Annotated in this window: 12 protein-coding genes and 1 tRNA gene; 2 read left to right on the top strand and 11 right to left on the bottom strand. The window is 59.3% G+C overall.

Annotated elements, in window-relative coordinates; translation table 11 throughout:
- Positions 1–254: 254 nt before the first annotated feature.
- From ACTNDJ_RS08035 to ACTNDJ_RS07985, 11 genes are all read right to left on the bottom strand, one after another.
- On the bottom strand, positions 255–1,169 hold the full coding sequence (locus tag ACTNDJ_RS08035; RefSeq protein WP_441083513.1) for a toll/interleukin-1 receptor domain-containing protein: 915 nt from the start codon (positions 1,167–1,169) through the stop codon (positions 255–257).
- A gap of 27 nt (positions 1,170–1,196) precedes the next feature.
- A complete protein-coding gene (locus tag ACTNDJ_RS08030) occupies positions 1,197–2,966 on the bottom strand; it encodes a GmrSD restriction endonuclease domain-containing protein (RefSeq protein ID WP_441067383.1) in 1,770 nt (589 codons plus the stop codon).
- Entirely contained in the window at positions 2,959–3,402 is a 444-nt protein-coding gene (locus ACTNDJ_RS08025) for a hypothetical protein (protein ID WP_441067385.1), read from the bottom strand. The genes ACTNDJ_RS08030 and ACTNDJ_RS08025 overlap by 8 nt, the downstream gene beginning before the upstream one ends.
- Positions 3,399–6,230, bottom strand: a complete 2,832-nt coding sequence (locus ACTNDJ_RS08020) for a DNA methyltransferase (RefSeq protein ID WP_441083512.1) — start codon at positions 6,228–6,230, stop codon at positions 3,399–3,401. The genes ACTNDJ_RS08025 and ACTNDJ_RS08020 overlap by 4 nt, the downstream gene beginning before the upstream one ends.
- A 510-nt stretch (positions 6,231–6,740) precedes the next feature.
- Positions 6,741–6,816, bottom strand: a tRNA-Arg gene (locus ACTNDJ_RS08015).
- A gap of 135 nt (positions 6,817–6,951) precedes the next feature.
- Complete coding sequence (locus ACTNDJ_RS08010) at positions 6,952–7,350, bottom strand: DUF956 family protein (RefSeq protein ID WP_117646410.1); 399 nt, start codon at positions 7,348–7,350, stop codon at positions 6,952–6,954.
- A 120-nt stretch (positions 7,351–7,470) separates the two neighbouring features.
- Positions 7,471–8,391, bottom strand: coding sequence for a PTS system mannose/fructose/sorbose family transporter subunit IID (locus ACTNDJ_RS08005; protein WP_154518429.1), 921 nt, complete (start codon positions 8,389–8,391; stop codon positions 7,471–7,473).
- Between the two features lie 16 nt (positions 8,392–8,407).
- Entirely contained in the window at positions 8,408–9,226 is an 819-nt protein-coding gene (locus ACTNDJ_RS08000; RefSeq protein ID WP_055285302.1) for a PTS mannose/fructose/sorbose transporter subunit IIC, read from the bottom strand.
- 18 nt (positions 9,227–9,244) lie between these two features.
- Complete coding sequence (locus ACTNDJ_RS07995) at positions 9,245–10,234, bottom strand: PTS sugar transporter subunit IIB (protein WP_154518426.1); 990 nt, start codon at positions 10,232–10,234, stop codon at positions 9,245–9,247.
- A 378-nt stretch (positions 10,235–10,612) separates the two neighbouring features.
- Positions 10,613–11,041 (bottom strand): hydrogenase maturation nickel metallochaperone HypA/HybF, encoded by a 429-nt coding sequence (locus ACTNDJ_RS07990; protein ID WP_441015388.1) that lies wholly within the window; start codon positions 11,039–11,041, stop codon positions 10,613–10,615.
- Between the two features lie 198 nt (positions 11,042–11,239).
- Positions 11,240–14,017: an FAD-dependent oxidoreductase gene (locus ACTNDJ_RS07985; RefSeq protein WP_441063852.1), complete on the bottom strand. Its 2,778-nt coding sequence runs from the start codon at positions 14,015–14,017 to the stop codon at positions 11,240–11,242.
- Positions 14,018–14,206: 189 nt separating this feature from the next.
- On the opposite strand from ACTNDJ_RS07985, the gene ACTNDJ_RS07980 reads away from it, so the two are divergent.
- Positions 14,207–14,869 (top strand): TetR/AcrR family transcriptional regulator, encoded by a 663-nt coding sequence (locus tag ACTNDJ_RS07980; RefSeq protein ID WP_427719312.1) that lies wholly within the window; start codon positions 14,207–14,209, stop codon positions 14,867–14,869.
- 62 nt (positions 14,870–14,931) lie between these two features.
- Complete coding sequence (locus ACTNDJ_RS07975; RefSeq protein WP_154518417.1) at positions 14,932–15,939, top strand: DUF5692 family protein; 1,008 nt, start codon at positions 14,932–14,934, stop codon at positions 15,937–15,939.
- Positions 15,940–16,119: the final 180 nt, after the last annotated feature.

Here is a 16,119-nt window from a genome sequence, read left to right as displayed (position 1 = left end):
CGGCGCTCGGCGACCCGGCGCGAGAGGCCCCCGCCCGGCGACCACGGAGGAGCGATGGCGACTACTGGAAGCCATCGAGCGAAGCCGCTCGGCGAACGGGGCCGGTGTGAGCGGAGGCGGACGAAACGCGGCCCCGGGGAGCGTTGCCAGGGAGCCGCAGCGAGAGCGGCGCCATGCGTCGCGGGCCCCGCCCATAAGCGGGACCCATCAGCCGCGAGGCCAATTGTTATGGCGGTCCTACGATGGAAGCCGGTCTAGAAGTCTATCGTCCCCGCAACGTCCTCGACGTTCTTTCGATAGGCTGACCGAGCAGCCTCTTCGCGAGCTTGGCGTTTCCGTTCCCTCTCAAGATATTCGGCCTCAAGTTTGTTAGCTTCTTCCACGCACAAGACGAGGGTGTCACGGTGATAGTCCCTAACTTCTTCGACGGTGGTCCCATTAAGGATTATTTCGTCGCCGACGACCGATGCGATATGGGGCCTATGCATGGTGGTAAATCTTGGCGGCAAGTCCCAGGACTTCAAGAAGAGCTCGCGCCACAGAGAGCTGGGGCGTCTCGACAATCGGAATGGCACTTCGTACAGGGCACTCCCCCTCGTTCCATCGTTCCTCGGTTCTCCCACCTCATCGACCACAATACCGACAATTCTGATGGGCTCAGAGCCCTCGCCCTCTTCTTCGCGTTTTTTCGAAGATGTCTGAGCGATGCGGCGCTTGGGCGCAACCGACGGCTTCTTCTTGACCCCATAAAGGGTCGCAAGCAAATCGTTATAGCCACGAGACTCGACTCCATCGCCCAAGTCGACCGCCAATTTCCCCTTGAGGAAGGTCGGGAGACATTCCTCGACGCCCCCTTCCTTTATTACCGGGATAAACTTCCTCTCATTATGCCCAGAGAACAGTTCTCCGCTGATGATATGGCCCTCGTATCCAACCCCACCGATTCTCGCATCGGCCTTCTGCTTATATGCTGGGGTGCAGACAATAAGAACATAGTCCGATGATCTGACCGACTGCTCCATGAACTGAGGCAACCTGTCACCCAGTTCGAGATCATATTGGTCCAGGACTGCATCGATCCCGTCCGACAGAAGGCGGTTGGCCAGCGCCTTTACCCATTCGAGGTGTTCTTCGCTTTCCCATGCGTAGGATATGAAAACCTTAGTCAACATGACCCCCAAAGACTAGTCCGTAATCTACAGCCGCTCATATGCCCTCTTCACGAACTCACCCATTAGCCTCCTGCGCTGACCGAGGAAGTCCTCGTAATCAAGCTCTTCGAACCCGAGGGGCAGGGCGTGTTCCTCGCAGTTGCGGCGGTATTCGTCCTCGCCCAGGGCTTCACGGTACCTCCTGACGTACTCGCTCGGCGCGTCATCCGAGATGTAGATGTTGTTCTGGTAGTCAACGAGGGTGAAGTTACCTCGGTTGCTGCGCTGCGAAAGGTAACCCTTGGCCCTCAGGTAGTTATCTGGGAACAGATGGTGCTTGTCCAGGGCCTTCTTGGAGCCCGACGAACCGGTAAGCAGCAGCTGAGAAAGAGGGGCCGTGCTGAACAGTGCCTTGGCACCGAGCACAACCTGAGCCGCGACGAAGCCCCACCAGGTCGGACCCGTCGCCTCGTTTGCATCAAGGGAGCTGGGCAGCGTAATGGAGAAATAATCGTCCGTCATGATGGCGGCAAGCCTACGGTCGAAGTACGCCTGAAACTCGTCGGCAGTATCAAGGCGCGAGACGTCGTTAAGCTGCTGCTCGAACTCGGATTCGAAGGACCCCACATAGAGCCCCGTTATGGCTGCGGCGAAATACCAGCGCCGCACGAGCCCGCGCACAGCCAGTGGCTCCATGTCGAACTCATAGCGCCCGATAAGGTAGAACGCATAGCAGAACATGAGCGCGTTGCCCGACCCCACCTGGTCGGAGCAGACGTAGCCCGCCTCCGCCAGCGTGTTGATGAAGGCGTGCCAGTTGTTCAAGTCAAGCACGAGATCGAGAGCACGACCGAACGTGGCAAAGTTCTCGGCCCTCGTCTCGGGCGTCGTTTCCTTTGTCTTGAGATCTCGCCCGCGAAGAATCTGGTAGGCATAACGCAGGCGACCCCTCTTGAACCCCACGCCCACCGTGGCGCGAATGATATGCGTCGGCGAGACGGTCATGAGCGGGTTGTACGAGGTGCCCTTTGCGGGCGCATGGCTCATGGCGCAGAACTCCTCTATGCGCTCCCTCATGGCAGGTTCGTAGACCGAAAGCAGGGTCATGATGAAGTCATCCTGCTTAAGCGCCTGCCCTTGCGAGTTCACACGCACAAAGATGTCCGATACGGTCTCCTCGTCCGCCGATTCGGAAATCTCCAGCGTCGGCAGAAGATAACGCTCAAGCCCGAGCAATGCGTTGAGCCCACTCTCGACGGCATCCTCGCCGCCATCGTCGAGCTCGGGTTCGCCCTTTTTGGCATTCGCCTCGTTAAGGCGTTTGATGAACGCTCTGCGATAGGCGCTCAGCTTGTTGTCGTGGTTCGCTGCAAAAGCCTCGGATACGTCCGGCACATAGTGCGAATCCCTCTCGGTCGAGGCGTCGGCATTCTTGAATGAGCGTGCGATGGGGTCGTAGGCGATCTTCACCGTACGCTCCCTGAAGTTCTTGTCTCGCACGGGTACGCCGTACAGAGAGCTCAAGAGGGCAGTGAGCCTCTGCTGCCCGTCGATGACAAGGGACTTGGGAACGGCATACACCTTTTGGTTCGAGCCTATGGCAGACTTCTTGCCCGCATTATCGCTCGGAGAGTCCCACAACATCACATAGCCGATAGGGTATCCGCGGAGCATGGAATCAAGCAAATCACGGACCTTTTCGTTTCCCCACACGAAGGGTCGTTGCAGATCGGGCAGGCCGATCTTGCCCGTCTGAACATCCTTCAGGATGTTACCAACCTCTAGCGATATGGGGGTATAGATGGAGTTAGGCATTGGCGGTATTCCTATCTCTACATTTGTATAACTCGTCGCTCAATTCTTGATTTCTGTCGATGAAGGAGCAGAGCAGCTCACGGTCAATCTGGTATTGATAGTTGGGGCGTTCTTCGTCCTTGGCCTTAACCTTCGTTCGGAGCTCCTGTCGCCCATCATGCGTCACCGGAAAACTGTGAATGATTCTGTTCCTCTCATTTCCAAGATCACAGAGCAGTTCCAGGATTCTTACATCCTCTTCGTTCACAAGCCATTTCTTTCCTTCGTCCTTGAGCCGCCCCGTCGTCATGTCGGTAAGCTCATACCAATTGGGAGCCCCGGCGTGCATAAGATTCTCTACAAAGAAGGAGACGTTCGAGTTGAATACGTATACCGCCTCCCCAAGAAGGGTCAGGTATTCCTCGTCAGGCAGGGAGAAACGCGTGGGGTGGATCATTCGCTATCACCGACCTTCTTGGCGTACAGGTTGAAGAGATGGGCGACTATCTTCTCCTCGTCCCCACCGAAGTCGACGCCATAGGCGGCTTCGACGGCGGCGTCGAGCGCCTCGTGCGCTGCCATCAGCTCGGGGAAGAACGTCTCGTTCTTGGGATCGTACATGTCCGCGAGCGTTGCACCTTCTTGAGCATCCCGGGCGTCGAGCACGGCTTGGGCGCAACGCTCGACTTCCTCGCGTTGGGATTCCGTGGGCTCGGGCCAGACGAAGTTGTTGTAGACGATGCCTCCCGAGTAGCGGTAATCAGATTTGAGACGACCTGCAACCGTGCGCATCCATGCATTGTGAAACTGAGACTGAAGCACGCCAAAGTGATAGAGGGAGGCGTTAGGGATAAGGAACACCAGGTCACTGCAGAGCGTCTCTGGACCCACGAAACCCATAGGGATATAACGCCTACGCTCGGATGATACCTTGGGGACCACGATCGAGTTCCCCTTCGGCATATTTTCAACGTGAAAATGAGCTGGTCTGTCTGCGAGCTTTCGAGTTGGCACGCTTTTACTAGCCAAACGATATTCGCGAACAGCCTCGATGCGCTCACGACAGCGGGGAAGCTCCTTCAACTCCGCAAAGGTAGCGTCTCCAAGATAGAGACACCAGCGGCTTTCACCATGCAGGAATTCCCTGGAACCAATCCACCTGTGAAAGTACGACTCGGCTCCTGGTTCTTTATTTAGGAAATCAGTCTTCTCCTCATCGGCGAACAGGTAGAAGCCGCCGTCAATGGGCTTGTTTCCAATTCCGATTTTGGGAACATCACAAATAGGCTTATTCCGATTCCAAATAAATGCGTCTGGAGCATCGGAAAGGTATGCATTGATGCTCTTCGCGGCTTTCTTAACTTCAGCCGTATCGGGCGTGCCGTGGACATACAGTCTCTTCTCGCAGTTCTCCCGCGAGAAGCCCACGATGACGCAGAACACGTGGGCCTTATCCGCCGCCTCGTTGTCCCAACGGAACGTGTTGTGAGCGAAGTCGATGTGGATACCCAGGTCGTGCAGGGGTTTCCAGAGGTTGGCGACCTGCTCGCTCTGACATATCGAGTTGGTAGAGACCAGGGCGCAGCGCGTACGCTTTCCCTGCGTGAACCTCGCGGCCTTCATGTACCAGGCCCCGCAGTAGTCGATGTTGCCTGCGTTCTTCGCTCCGTCGAAGACCTCAAGAAGCTCTACCTTCTGCTCCTTGGACTGGTTGCGAGCACCCAGGAACGGCGGGTTGCCTACAAGATAAGTAAGGTCATCGGGGAACACCTCGGACCAATCGGTCTTGAGGGCGTTGCCCTCATGAAGGTTGCTGAGGCTCCTGAGCGGCAGGAAGTCGAAGTCGTAGCCGACATATATCTCCTGCGTCTTACGCAGCATCTGCTCCTCGGTGATCCACAGGGCAGTCTTTGCGACCGAGACGGCGAAATCGTTTATCTCGATGCCATACAGCTGGTCGAGGGAGACGCGGACGGGACTGCCCTGCGCAATGACGAGGGACGTCTGCCCCGCGTTGCCGGTCTCCTCGCTGAGCTCGTCTTCGATGATTCGGTTCTCGATGGTGCGCAGCTGCCGGTACGCCTCGGTAAGGAAGTTGCCCGAGCCGCATGCCGGGTCGCCGATGGTGATGGAGGCCACCTTGTCGTGCAGCCTCGCCAGGGTCTGCTTGCGCTTGGCAGCTGTCCTCTCACCCTCGGCCTCGTGCAGTTCATCCCACAGCTCGTCGAGGAAGAGCGGCCTGAGGCAGCGCTCAATGTTCTCGACGCTCGTATAGTGCATGCCCCCGGCGTGGCGCGTCTCGGGGTTCAGTGTGCCCTCGAACACGCCGCCGAAGATGACGCCCGAAATCTCGTGCCAGTCGAAGTCCTGGGACGCGTCGGTGATGGCCTCGAGGATCTCCGGGGTCATCTGCGGGACGATGATGGAGGAGTCGGCGAACAGACCGCCGTTCACGTAGGGGAAGGCTGTGAGGTCGTCGTCCATGTACTCGTCCCTCTGCTCTAGAGGCGTGTCGATTGTCTCAAACAATTCGACCAGTTTGCGGCGGAGCTTCGCGGGGTCCCCCTCGCAGTACCTGCCGAACGCCTGATGCGATTGCAGGAGGTCGGCGTCCTCGGCGTAGAGCAGGAAGATGATTCGGGTGATGAGCACGTTGAGGGAGCGCTGCTCCTCTTTTGCCCGCTCGTCCCTCTCCTCAATGTGGTGGTACTGCTTGGCGAGGGCATCGTAGAGCCTGGAGACGTAGGCCCCGGCCTCGACGGAGAGCTGCTGCTCCTTATGCAGGCGGCTCGTCTCGTTAGAGGTCAGGAAAGACAGGAGATACAGGCTGTCCTGGAGCTCTTCGAGGGAGAACTCTTGCACGGTGTCCTCGGGCCGCTCGTTGTCGAGGTCGTAGAGGCGGAAGGTCCCGAAGTTGCACGTCATCACCCAGCGGGGGCGCTCGGAGTACGGCAGGTGCCGCGCGTACCACATGGCCTGCTGGATCGGCGTCTCCATGCCGCCGTTCCTGGGTTCGGGCTTGTCGAGGTCGATGCCCCACGACTTCTGCTCGCACAGGAAGTTGTGGTCGGAGACGAACACGTCGATGCGACGGCCTCTCACCTTCCGCTCGAAGTCGACGAAACTGTCTATGGTGTTGGACGGGATGCCCAGGACGTTGATGAGCAGGTCGACCCAGAACTTCTGCGTATCCTGCTGCTCGTTGTTGGAGCCTGCGGGGATGGCACCGAGGCGCTTCTTCCACCGTTTGACGAACTCCTTTGCCTCCTTCTTGCTGGCAGGCATACCGGACCTCCTGCGTCGTTGTCTCTTCCGGACAATTTTAAGGCGTAAGGGCAGTACTGCGAACGGAAGAGGCGAGTTTTCAAAGGCCCACGGCATCGGAGGATCCCGAATGAAACCCGAAAACGCCGGGGCCGCTGGAGACTCGCCCATACCGCTGCGATGTCACCCAAGATTCTCAAGGCCTTCCATGGCCGAAAGGCTTCTTATAAGCCTGTAGGCAGTGGGAAGCCTTGAGAACCGGACATTTGTGTGAAAATTCGGAGTGAAATATGGAGATGAGCTGTTGTCGTCATGGGGCTTTCTTGCACCCCTCTACCGTCCACTTCGCTCTATCTATCCAAAAACAGGTCAGACAATTTTTACCATCTGACCTGCTGTTTTTCTGGTGCCCCCGGGCGGATTCGAAAACTCCCCCGCGGGGAAATTGGTGACGCGGGTGTCGACGGCCCGAATCCGGCCTTTAGACCAGAAGAGCCCGGCACCGTAGCAGTACCGGGCTCGATGTTCCTCTGGTGCCCCCGGGCGGATTCGAACCGTCGACACCCGCTTTAGGAGAGCGGTGCTCTATCCCCTGAGCTACGGAGGCATGTTGTACTAGTGTAGCAGATTTACTGCATCGCCATACGTCGCATGACTAGACTTCGAAGTTGCGGTGGAATAGTTCCTGTCTGAAGCATCTAAAGCCGTATTTAGGAACTATTTCACCGCAACTTATGAGGAGCTAGTTGCCTTTGTGGAAGAGGTTTTTGATAACGGAGGGGATGCTCTTGGCGCCCTTGGCCGTCACATCGATAAAGTCGGGCGAACGCACGAGTTTATCCTCGTCGACGTACTTGCGAACTGCACGAAGCGTCTCTTTGTCGTCGCGCGTCGAAAACGTAAAATGGCCGTTATCCTTGGTAAAGATAGCAAAACGCGTGATCTTCTTAGTGCCGCGCAAAACCTCGGCGGCAATATAGTCGACCTCGTCCCACGGAATTTGAATAAAATCCTCGGGATTGCGCTCGTTGTAATACTCGAACGCCTTATTGCCCACCATCACGTTACCGTGGCTGGTAAGCCCCATCAGGCAGGTTGCCGGTGTTGCCAGATCGACCGTGCTGTTCTGAGATTGCGCCATGCGCGCCTCGCCCTCCAAATAAAACAATCGGACCGCATCCAGTGTACCCACCGGGTGCGGTCCGTTTCAATGGCTCAAAAGCCCTTGCCTAGCAACTCTCGGTCGTAAGCCGAAGCGCGATTACATGAAGCCGCAAACGCGACCGATGATACCGACGGCGAAGAGAGCCAGAATGATGACAATCGGGCTGACCTTCTTCTTGAGCAGCTTGCAGACGAACAGCGTCAGGCACACGGCAGCAAGGCCGGGGATGAGCTGATCGAGGTTAGCCTGAAGCGTGGTGACCTTCACCTGATCAAGAGCGGTAGCACCGACGGAGTTGTACATCGTCAGCGCTTCCTTGATGCCCTCGGCACCGGAAGGCAGGTTAGCCCAGTCAATGAAGGCGCCGGCAGACTGCGTGACCTTGGAGACGACCGGGGTGAAGGAGATGGACACCCAGCGCTCGACCAGGGCGCCGATGATGAACATACCCAGGATGGAAGCGCCCTCGGTAACCTTGCCCATCAGACCGCCGGAGAGGTCCTTGGCGATGGAGGAGCCGACCTTATAGCCAAACTCCTGTGTGTACCACAGGAAGGCGTAACGGATGATGTTCCACGCGAAGAAGAACAGCAGCGGACCGGCGATGCTGCCGGACAGGGCCAGGGAAGCGCCCAGAGCGCCCAGGATCGGGCGAAGGGTGAACCAGAAGGCGGGGTCGCCGACGCCGGCGAGCGGGCCCATCATACCGACCTTGACGCCCTGAATGGCGACGTCATCGATCGGTGCACCGTTGGCGCGCTCCTCCTCGAGAGCGAGGGTAACGCCAATGACGGGGGCGGAAACATAGGGATGGGTGTTATAGAACTCCAGGTGGCGCTTAAGCGCGGAAATCTGGTCGTCCTTGCTGGTGTAGAGCTTCTTGATCGCAGGGATCATTGCGAAGCACCAGCCGCCATTCTGCATACGCTCGTAGTTCCACGAGCCCTGAAGGAACTGATGACGGAAGCAAACCTTCTTGCGGTCAGCCTTGGTGAGCTGAATCTTGTTCTCTGCCATATGTATCACTCCCCTCCTACTCGTAATCGTTCAGAATGTCGCCGAGCGGGTCACCGGAGCCACCGCCCATGCCGCCACCCTGCTTGGCCAGATCCTTGAGGCCAAGGTAGATGAGGGCAAGGGAGATGCCGATGAGGCCAAGAGCGATCAGCGTGAGCTGAGGGATGGCAGCAAGGACAAAGCCGAGGATGAAGAACGGCCAGGTCTCCTTGGTGGCCATCATGTTGATGACCATGGCGTAACCGACGGAAGCGACCATGCCGCCGCCGACAGCCATGCCGCCGGACAGCCAGTCGGGCATAGCGTTAAGCGCGTTGGTAACCGCCTCGGCCGGGATGATGCACAGAAGTACTGCCGGGATGGCGATACGAAGGCCCTGCATGAGGATGGCGGCGTACTGCCAGCGCTCGATGCCGGAGAAGTCGCCCTTCTCGGCGCAACCGTCCATGGCGTGAGCGATAGCGGTAGCCAGGGTACGGCAGATCATGGTCAGGAACAGGCCAGCGACCGACAGCGGGACGGCGACGGCGATGGCGGCGGTAACGGCCTTGGCCGAATCGGTGGCGCCACCGTTGAGGGCGAGCACCATGATAATCGAAGAAGCGACCGAGGCCAGAGCGGCGTCAGGCGCGACGGCGGCGCCGACGTTAGCCCAGCCAAGGGCCATCATCTGGAGCGAACCGCCCAGGAGGATGCCCTCCTGAAGGTGACCGGTTACGAGACCGATAAGCGTGCATGCCACGAGCGGCTGATGGAACTGGAACTCATCCAGAATGCCTTCCATACCGGCAAGCAACGCGACAATCGCAACAAGCAGAATAGTGATTGCAGACATGTATCGGACCCTCCTTTACTATGCTTGAGCGGCCAGTTCGGCCTTAGCTTTCTTCAACATGGCGTCGAGATCCTCGGAGGAATCCGAAGGAACCTTGCGGACCTCGAACTTGACGCCCTTGGCCTTGAGGGCCTCGAGAGTCTTAACGTCGTCATCGCCCATAGCGACGGCGTTGGTGACGACGACCTTGCCCTTGGAGTGAGCCATGGAACCGATGTTGACTTCCTTGATGTCGACGCCGGCCTCGATAGCCTTGAGCAGATCCTGCGGGTTCTCAAAGAGCAGCATGGCCTTGGTGTCACCAAAGCGCGTGTCCTTGACAACCTCGGCCATCTTCTTGATGGGCACGACGTTGGCATGGACTCCCGGAGGGGCAGCCTGCTCGATCATGGTCTTGCGGAGCTCGTCGTGAGCAACGCCGTCGGAAACCACGATGATGCGGTTGGGGTTGATCTGCTTGGTCCACGTGGTGGCCACCTGACCATGCAGCAGACGGGTGTCGATACGGACGTGGGCGATCTTGATGTGCCCATCGCCGATGACCGTTCCCGGAGGGATGGCGCCTGCAGGAGCAGCGGCGGCCGTGGCCGGCTTCTTCTCCTCGGGCTCCAGAGACTCGGGCTTGACGCGCACGCCAGCCTTAGCCTCAGTCACGAGATGTTTTGCGATCGCATGTGCAGTGTTCTTTGCGTCAAAGCGCTGCGAATATGCCTCGATGAGCATAGGCAGGTTGACACCGGTGACGATAGCCCAGGAATCGTGGCCCTCGATGAGACCGCTGATCTGGTTGAACGGCGTGCCGCCCCACAGATCAACGAGGAAGAGCACCTGCTCCTGGTCCTCGAAGGAAGCGATTGCTTCCTCGACCTTGGCACGGAAGTCGTCGGGGCCCATGCTCGGCTCGAGCGAGACCACGGCCACAGACGGCTGATCGCCAAAGACCATCGAGCCCGTCTGCTTGATTCCGGCTGCCAAGTCCCCGTGGCTAGCAAGAACAATACTTACCATCACATAACCTCCTCTTTGTCTACGTATTTCCTACACGACATGAAAGGAGTATACCTGTTCGTCCTGTAAAATTATAGAGAAAAATGCGAATGATTGGATAATTTGTTTAAACGTCTAGGTTTGTTACAAGTTGATTACGTTACTGCTTTTTGACGGATTACACGCCAAGGCATCACTTATCAAGCCATTCATTTTACAGATACAAGCAGGCTGGTCATTAATATCGATTTTAGGCAAGCGCGAATGCGCTTGTACTGCAGTTATTTTGTTTAAACAGACATAACTTGACTATTAGCGTGACTTATGCACTAACGTAAGTAGTCATTGGGGACGTTCTTAAACGACTAGTCAAACAAGAACGTCCCCAACGACTAGGGGCTAGACGATGTGGAGGGGGTTGGCAGCGTCGACGGCATCGGGGGCGTCGGAGAGGCCGTCGGGAGCAGCATCTGGCGGGTCCTCGTCGGGGGTCTCAATCTGCTTGATCATGACCTCCTGGCCCTGCAGCAGGTATGTCTCGCCGCTACCGCAATGGGGACAGATCTTGCCGTGCTCGACCGTCGCATAGTCGCGGCCGCACGCCTCGCAATGCGTCACGGCCTCGACAGGCTCCACGATAAGCTCCGTGCCCTCGGTGATAGGCTTTTTATCTGCCGCCCAGCGCCAAGCGTCGAGCAGCAAGTCGGGAACGACGCCCGAGACCTCGCCCAGCAGCAGCGTGACGCTCGAAACGCGACTCACGCCATTGGCGCGCGCCACGTTCTCGACATCGCGAATAATGTGATAGACGATTCCCAATTCATGCAAGGTAGAAACCTTTCAGCAACGGTTGATGCGATGTCAGCCAAACGTCAGCGAGCGGCGATCCAGGTGCCCCAGGTTGCCCCGAAACAAGGCGTCCGCTGGGCTTTTTGCCCGCGGCGCCGCAGTTGAGGGGCAAGATGGGGTATCTGGGCGCCGCGCAGCGTCGGCAGTGCCGCCGTTCGTTAGAACGGCGGAACCTCATTACTTCTTCCCGAATTTGATCTTGATGGCACGCTTGAGCGCGTACTTGCCCAAGCTGGGGAGCTTTTGCTCGTATTTGACCATCGTGGAGCACTCGGGGCGGTCGCGATCCAGGTGGATGGCATCGAACGCGCACTTGGTAGTGCACAGACCGCAGCCGATGCACTTGTTGGGGTCGACGATCGAGGCACCGCAACCCAGGCAGCGAGCGGTCTCGGCGCGTACCTGCTCCTCGGTAAAGGTCTCGATGTACTCGCTAAAGGGCGCGGCCTTCTCGCGCTCGCGGTCGACATGTGCCACCTCGCGGCTCGCGTTGTCGTAGCTCTCGATCACGACATCGTCGCGGTCGAGCGCGATGTAGCGGCGCTGGTTGCGGCCGATGGTGAGCGTGGAGCCCGGTTGCACAAAGCGGTGGATGGACACGGCGGCCTCGTGACCGGCAGCGATGGCGTTGATGGCAAAGCTCGGACCGGTGTAGACGTCGCCGCCCACAAAGATGTCGGGCTCGGCGGTCTGGTAGGTCTGAGGATCGGCAAGGGCACCCTGGCCACGGCCAAGCTCCACCTTGGAGCCAGCCAGCAGGTCGCCCCACACGATGGACTGACCGATCGACATGACCACGCGGTCGGCGTCGACACGACGCAGGTCGTTCTCGTCGTACTCGGGCGCAAAACGGCCCTCGTCGTCAAAGACACGCGTGCAGCGCTTGAAGGTGATACCGCACACACGACCGGCCTCGTCCAGATGGACCTCCTTGGGGCCCCAGCCGCAGCTGATGTGGGCGCCGTCCTCAACGGCCTCGCGACGCTCCTCCTCGCTGGCGGGCATCTGGTCCTCGCTCTCCAGGCAGAACATCTCAACGTGCTCGGAACCCAGACGGCAGGCGTTGCGCGCGACATCGACAGCCACGTTGCCGCCGCCCACCACGATGGTGCGGCCGGGCAGCGTGTCGATCTTGCCACTGTTGACCTCACGCAAAAAGTCGACGGCCACGGTCACGTCCTCGGCATCCTCGCCCGGAATACCGGCGAGGCGGCCGCCCTGGCAGCCAATGGCAACATAAAAGGCCTTAAAGCCCTGCTCGCGCAGCTCGTCGAGCGTCACATCGCGACCGACCTCCACGCCATAGCGGAACTCGGCGCCCATCAGGCGAATGACCTCGACCTCGGCCTCGATAACATCCTTCTGCAGCTTAAAGCTGGGAATGCCATAGGTGAGCATGCCGCCCGGGCGCTCATTCTTCTCGAACACGACGGGCTTGTAGCCCTTCTCGGCCAGGTAGAAAGCGCAGGACAGGCCGGCCGGACCGGCACCGATGATGGCGATCTTCTGGTCGAAGCCGCCGGCGCGCGTCGGGGTCACCACAGGTGGGACATAGCGGGTCGCGGCATCCAGATCGCGCTGGGCGATAAACTTCTTGACCTCGTCGATGGCCACGGCCTCGTCCACGCGACCGCGGGTGCAGGCATCCTCGCAGCGGCGATTGCACACACGGCCACAGATAGCGGGCAGCGGGTTCTCGCGCTTGATGAGCGCTAGCGCCTCGTCATAGCGGCCCTGCGCCGCGAGCTTCAGATAGCCCTGAACGGCAATGTGCGCGGGGCAGGCCGTCTTGCAGGGCGCGGTGCCGGAATCGTGTGTCTCGATGCGGTTGTCGTTGCGGTAGTTGGGCGACCACTTGGTGTGGTCCCACTTGGTGGCATCGGGCAGCTCCTGGCGCGGATACTCGGGCACCTGTCCGCCGGCCTTTTTGCTGCAGAGCTTCTGGCCGAGCTTGACGGCACCAGCCGGGCACACCTCAACGCAGCGACCGCAGGCTACGCACTTGTCCTTCTCGACCTTGGCGACATAGGCCGAGCGCGACAGGTTGGGCGTGTTGAACAGCTGCGAGGTGCGCAGGGCGTAGCACACGTTGACGTTGCAGTTGCAGATGGCGAAGATCTTGTTCTCGCCGTCGATATTGGTGATCTGGTGCACAAAGCCGTTGTCCTCGGCCTGGCGCAAGATGTCATAGACCTCCTCACGCGTCACATAATGGCCGCGGTCGGTCTCAACCACATAGTCGGCCATATCGCCCACGGCAATGCACCAGTCGGCGGGGTCGTCGGCACAGCCCTCGCCCATCACACGACGGCTCGCGCGGCAGCTGCAGGTGCTGGCGGCATATTTGCCCTCGTATTTGTCGAGCCAATGCTCGATATGCTCGATCGGCACCGAGGTGCTCGAAGCATCGATAGCCTTCTCGACCGGAATGACGTGCATGCCGATGCCGGCGCCTCCGGGCGGCACCATCGGCGTGGCTTTGGACAGCGGCCCCTTGGACGCCTGCTCAAAGAACTTGGCATAGACCGGATGCTCCTCGAGCTGGCTCACGCGCATGTTGAGGAACTCGGCGGAACCCGGCACCAGCATGGGCAGTACCCACTGCTTGGCGCGCTCGGGATTTTCCCAGTTGTACTCGAGCAGACCCGTGTAGCTCATGTCGTCGAGCATCTTCTCGATCTGGGCCTCGGGCATGCCGGTGAGCTTGACCATCTCGGGCAGCGTATAGGGACGGCGCATCTTCATCTTGCAGAGCACTTCGGCCTGCTCGTCGGTTGCGGCCTCGGCAAACGACCAGTACTCGTAGCCCAGCAGCTCATCGCGATGCAGCAGACGGTTGGTGCAATGCTCGCACAGCTTGACAATGGCCTCGCGCGGATGCTCCGGCAGCGGCGGCACGAACTCCGAACCGATGTCGGGCTCGGTGTAGCTAATTCCCGGTCCGTTGAGAATCATGGTTGTCCCTTCTCTTGCCGCAGCCCGACGAGGCCGCAGCGCCCCTCTTTTTTGCAGGCCGGGCATGCCCCCATGCCGTTCACCCGCCATTGTTGACATTATGTCAAAAATAGTATTGACGAACCGTCAACACTATTCAAGACTATTAGGCGAACGGTCGGGCCCAAACGGATGAAAGGCGGCAAGCGCATGAGCGATAACGCAGCGAACACCCCTGTGGCCGACGCCGTCCCCACGCCCGACAGCGCGGCAAAGCGCCTGACAGGTGACGAGCGCCGTCGCGAGATTCTCGCCGCCGTGCGCGCCGTGAGCTCCGAGCTGGGCGTGTCCCATCTATCCGTCTCGGCCGTGACCAAGCGAGCCGGCTGCACGCGCTCGCTGTTCTACCACTACTTCGTCGACATGGACGCCGCCGTCACCGCCGTCATGGACGAGGCAATCGACGGTTTTATCTCCGAGCTCGAGCAGTGGAATGCCAGCCGCATCGTCGGTGATATCGAGGGCGCACTCGACACCGTCGCCCCGCTCTTTAAGCGCCTGGTTGTGAGCGGCCACGAGCTGCCGAGCACGCTCATCTCGAGCAGCGGCGCGCTCTACGGCGGCTTTCTGCACAACGTGGTCCAGCGCGTGGCGCAATACATCTGCGACACCACCGTGGTGGACTTTGTCGCCCATCATGACCTGCGCATCGACCATGTCTACGAGACGTTTTACACCCTCATCATGGGGCTGTTGATGTACATCCGCACGCACCCCGATGTGCCCGACGAGACGGTTAAGGAGATTATCGCCTCGACACTCCACATCGAGGGCTACACCGCCAAGTATTCCGAGCGCAAGCCCAGGAACTGATGACATTTGGCCAAACTGCCCGCGACGGAAGAGGGGCCGCGGGCGTATGAAAGGAGAGCAGCATGCTGTTCGATGTTTGGGGTAGCGATACCCTTATCCACTGGGCCGGCTGGGCGATGGTCTTTATCGGCTTGATCGTACTCAACGAGGTCGGCCGCCGTACCAAGCTCGGCGCGGCCATCATCTTTGGCGTGGCTCCGCTGGCCATGACCATCTACTGCATCGCCATCGCCGTCGGCGTTTCGCAGGGTGCCGAGTGGGCGCTCACCAACCCCACCCATGTATACCAGAACAGCTGGTTCCATTACGCCAAGGTATACGCGGCGCTGGCCGGCTGCTGGGGCTTCATTGCCATTAAGTACCAGTGGGGCAAGATCGGCAAGGCGCATTGGTTCCGCGCATGGCCGTTTGTGATCGTCGCCATCAACATCTTGATTGCCGTCGTGTCCGACTTTGAGAGCGCCTATCACTTCTTTGTCCTGGGCGAGTCCACCTGGGTCACCTCCGAAGGTGCTACGCAGCTGGCCGGCTGGAACAACGTGTTCAACGGCATCGCGGGCATCATCAACATCTTCTGCATGACCGGTTGGTGGAGCGTCTACGCCTCCGAGGACAAGACTGACATGCTGTGGCCCGACATGACCTGGGTCTACATCATCGCCTACGATATCTGGAACTTCTGCTACACCTACAACTGCCTGCCCACCCACTCCTGGTTCTGCGGCTTTGCGCTGCTGCTGGCGCCCACTGTCGCCGCCTTTATCTGGAACAAGGGCGGCTGGATCCAGAACCGCGCCTTTACGCTGGCCATTTGGTGCATGTTTGCCCAGGTGTTCCCCTACTTCCAGGAGGAGTCCATCTTTGTGACGCACTCCACGCTCGACCCCGGCGCCGCCACCGCGGTCTCGATCGTCGCACTGGTCGCCAACATCGCCGCGATCATCTACGTCGCCTACCGTGCCAAGAAGCTCGGCCGCAACCCCTACAAGCAGGATGTCTTTGAGGGCACCAGCGATTGGGAGAAGGCCACTGCCCGTCGCGCCAAGGTTGATTACGCGCACGCCGAGTAACGCGCCTGACGCAAACATCGCTTGAGCACGAAGCGGCATAGCCGGCTCCGCGCAACTCAACGCACTGCAGAGCCCCCGGAATGTGATTCGTGAACTGCACCCCAAAACCTGGACGGCTTAAATAAGAACTACGCCGCAAGGGACTGTCTCCGGAACTCCTCCGGGGTCAGTCCCTTCAGT

The sequence above is a fragment of the Collinsella sp. HCP3S3_D1 genome, assembly GCF_052064015.1.
Lineage (GTDB): Bacteria > Actinomycetota > Coriobacteriia > Coriobacteriales > Coriobacteriaceae > Collinsella.
Note: the sequence above shows the minus strand (reverse complement) of the source record. Positions and strands in the feature narration are given on the sequence as shown.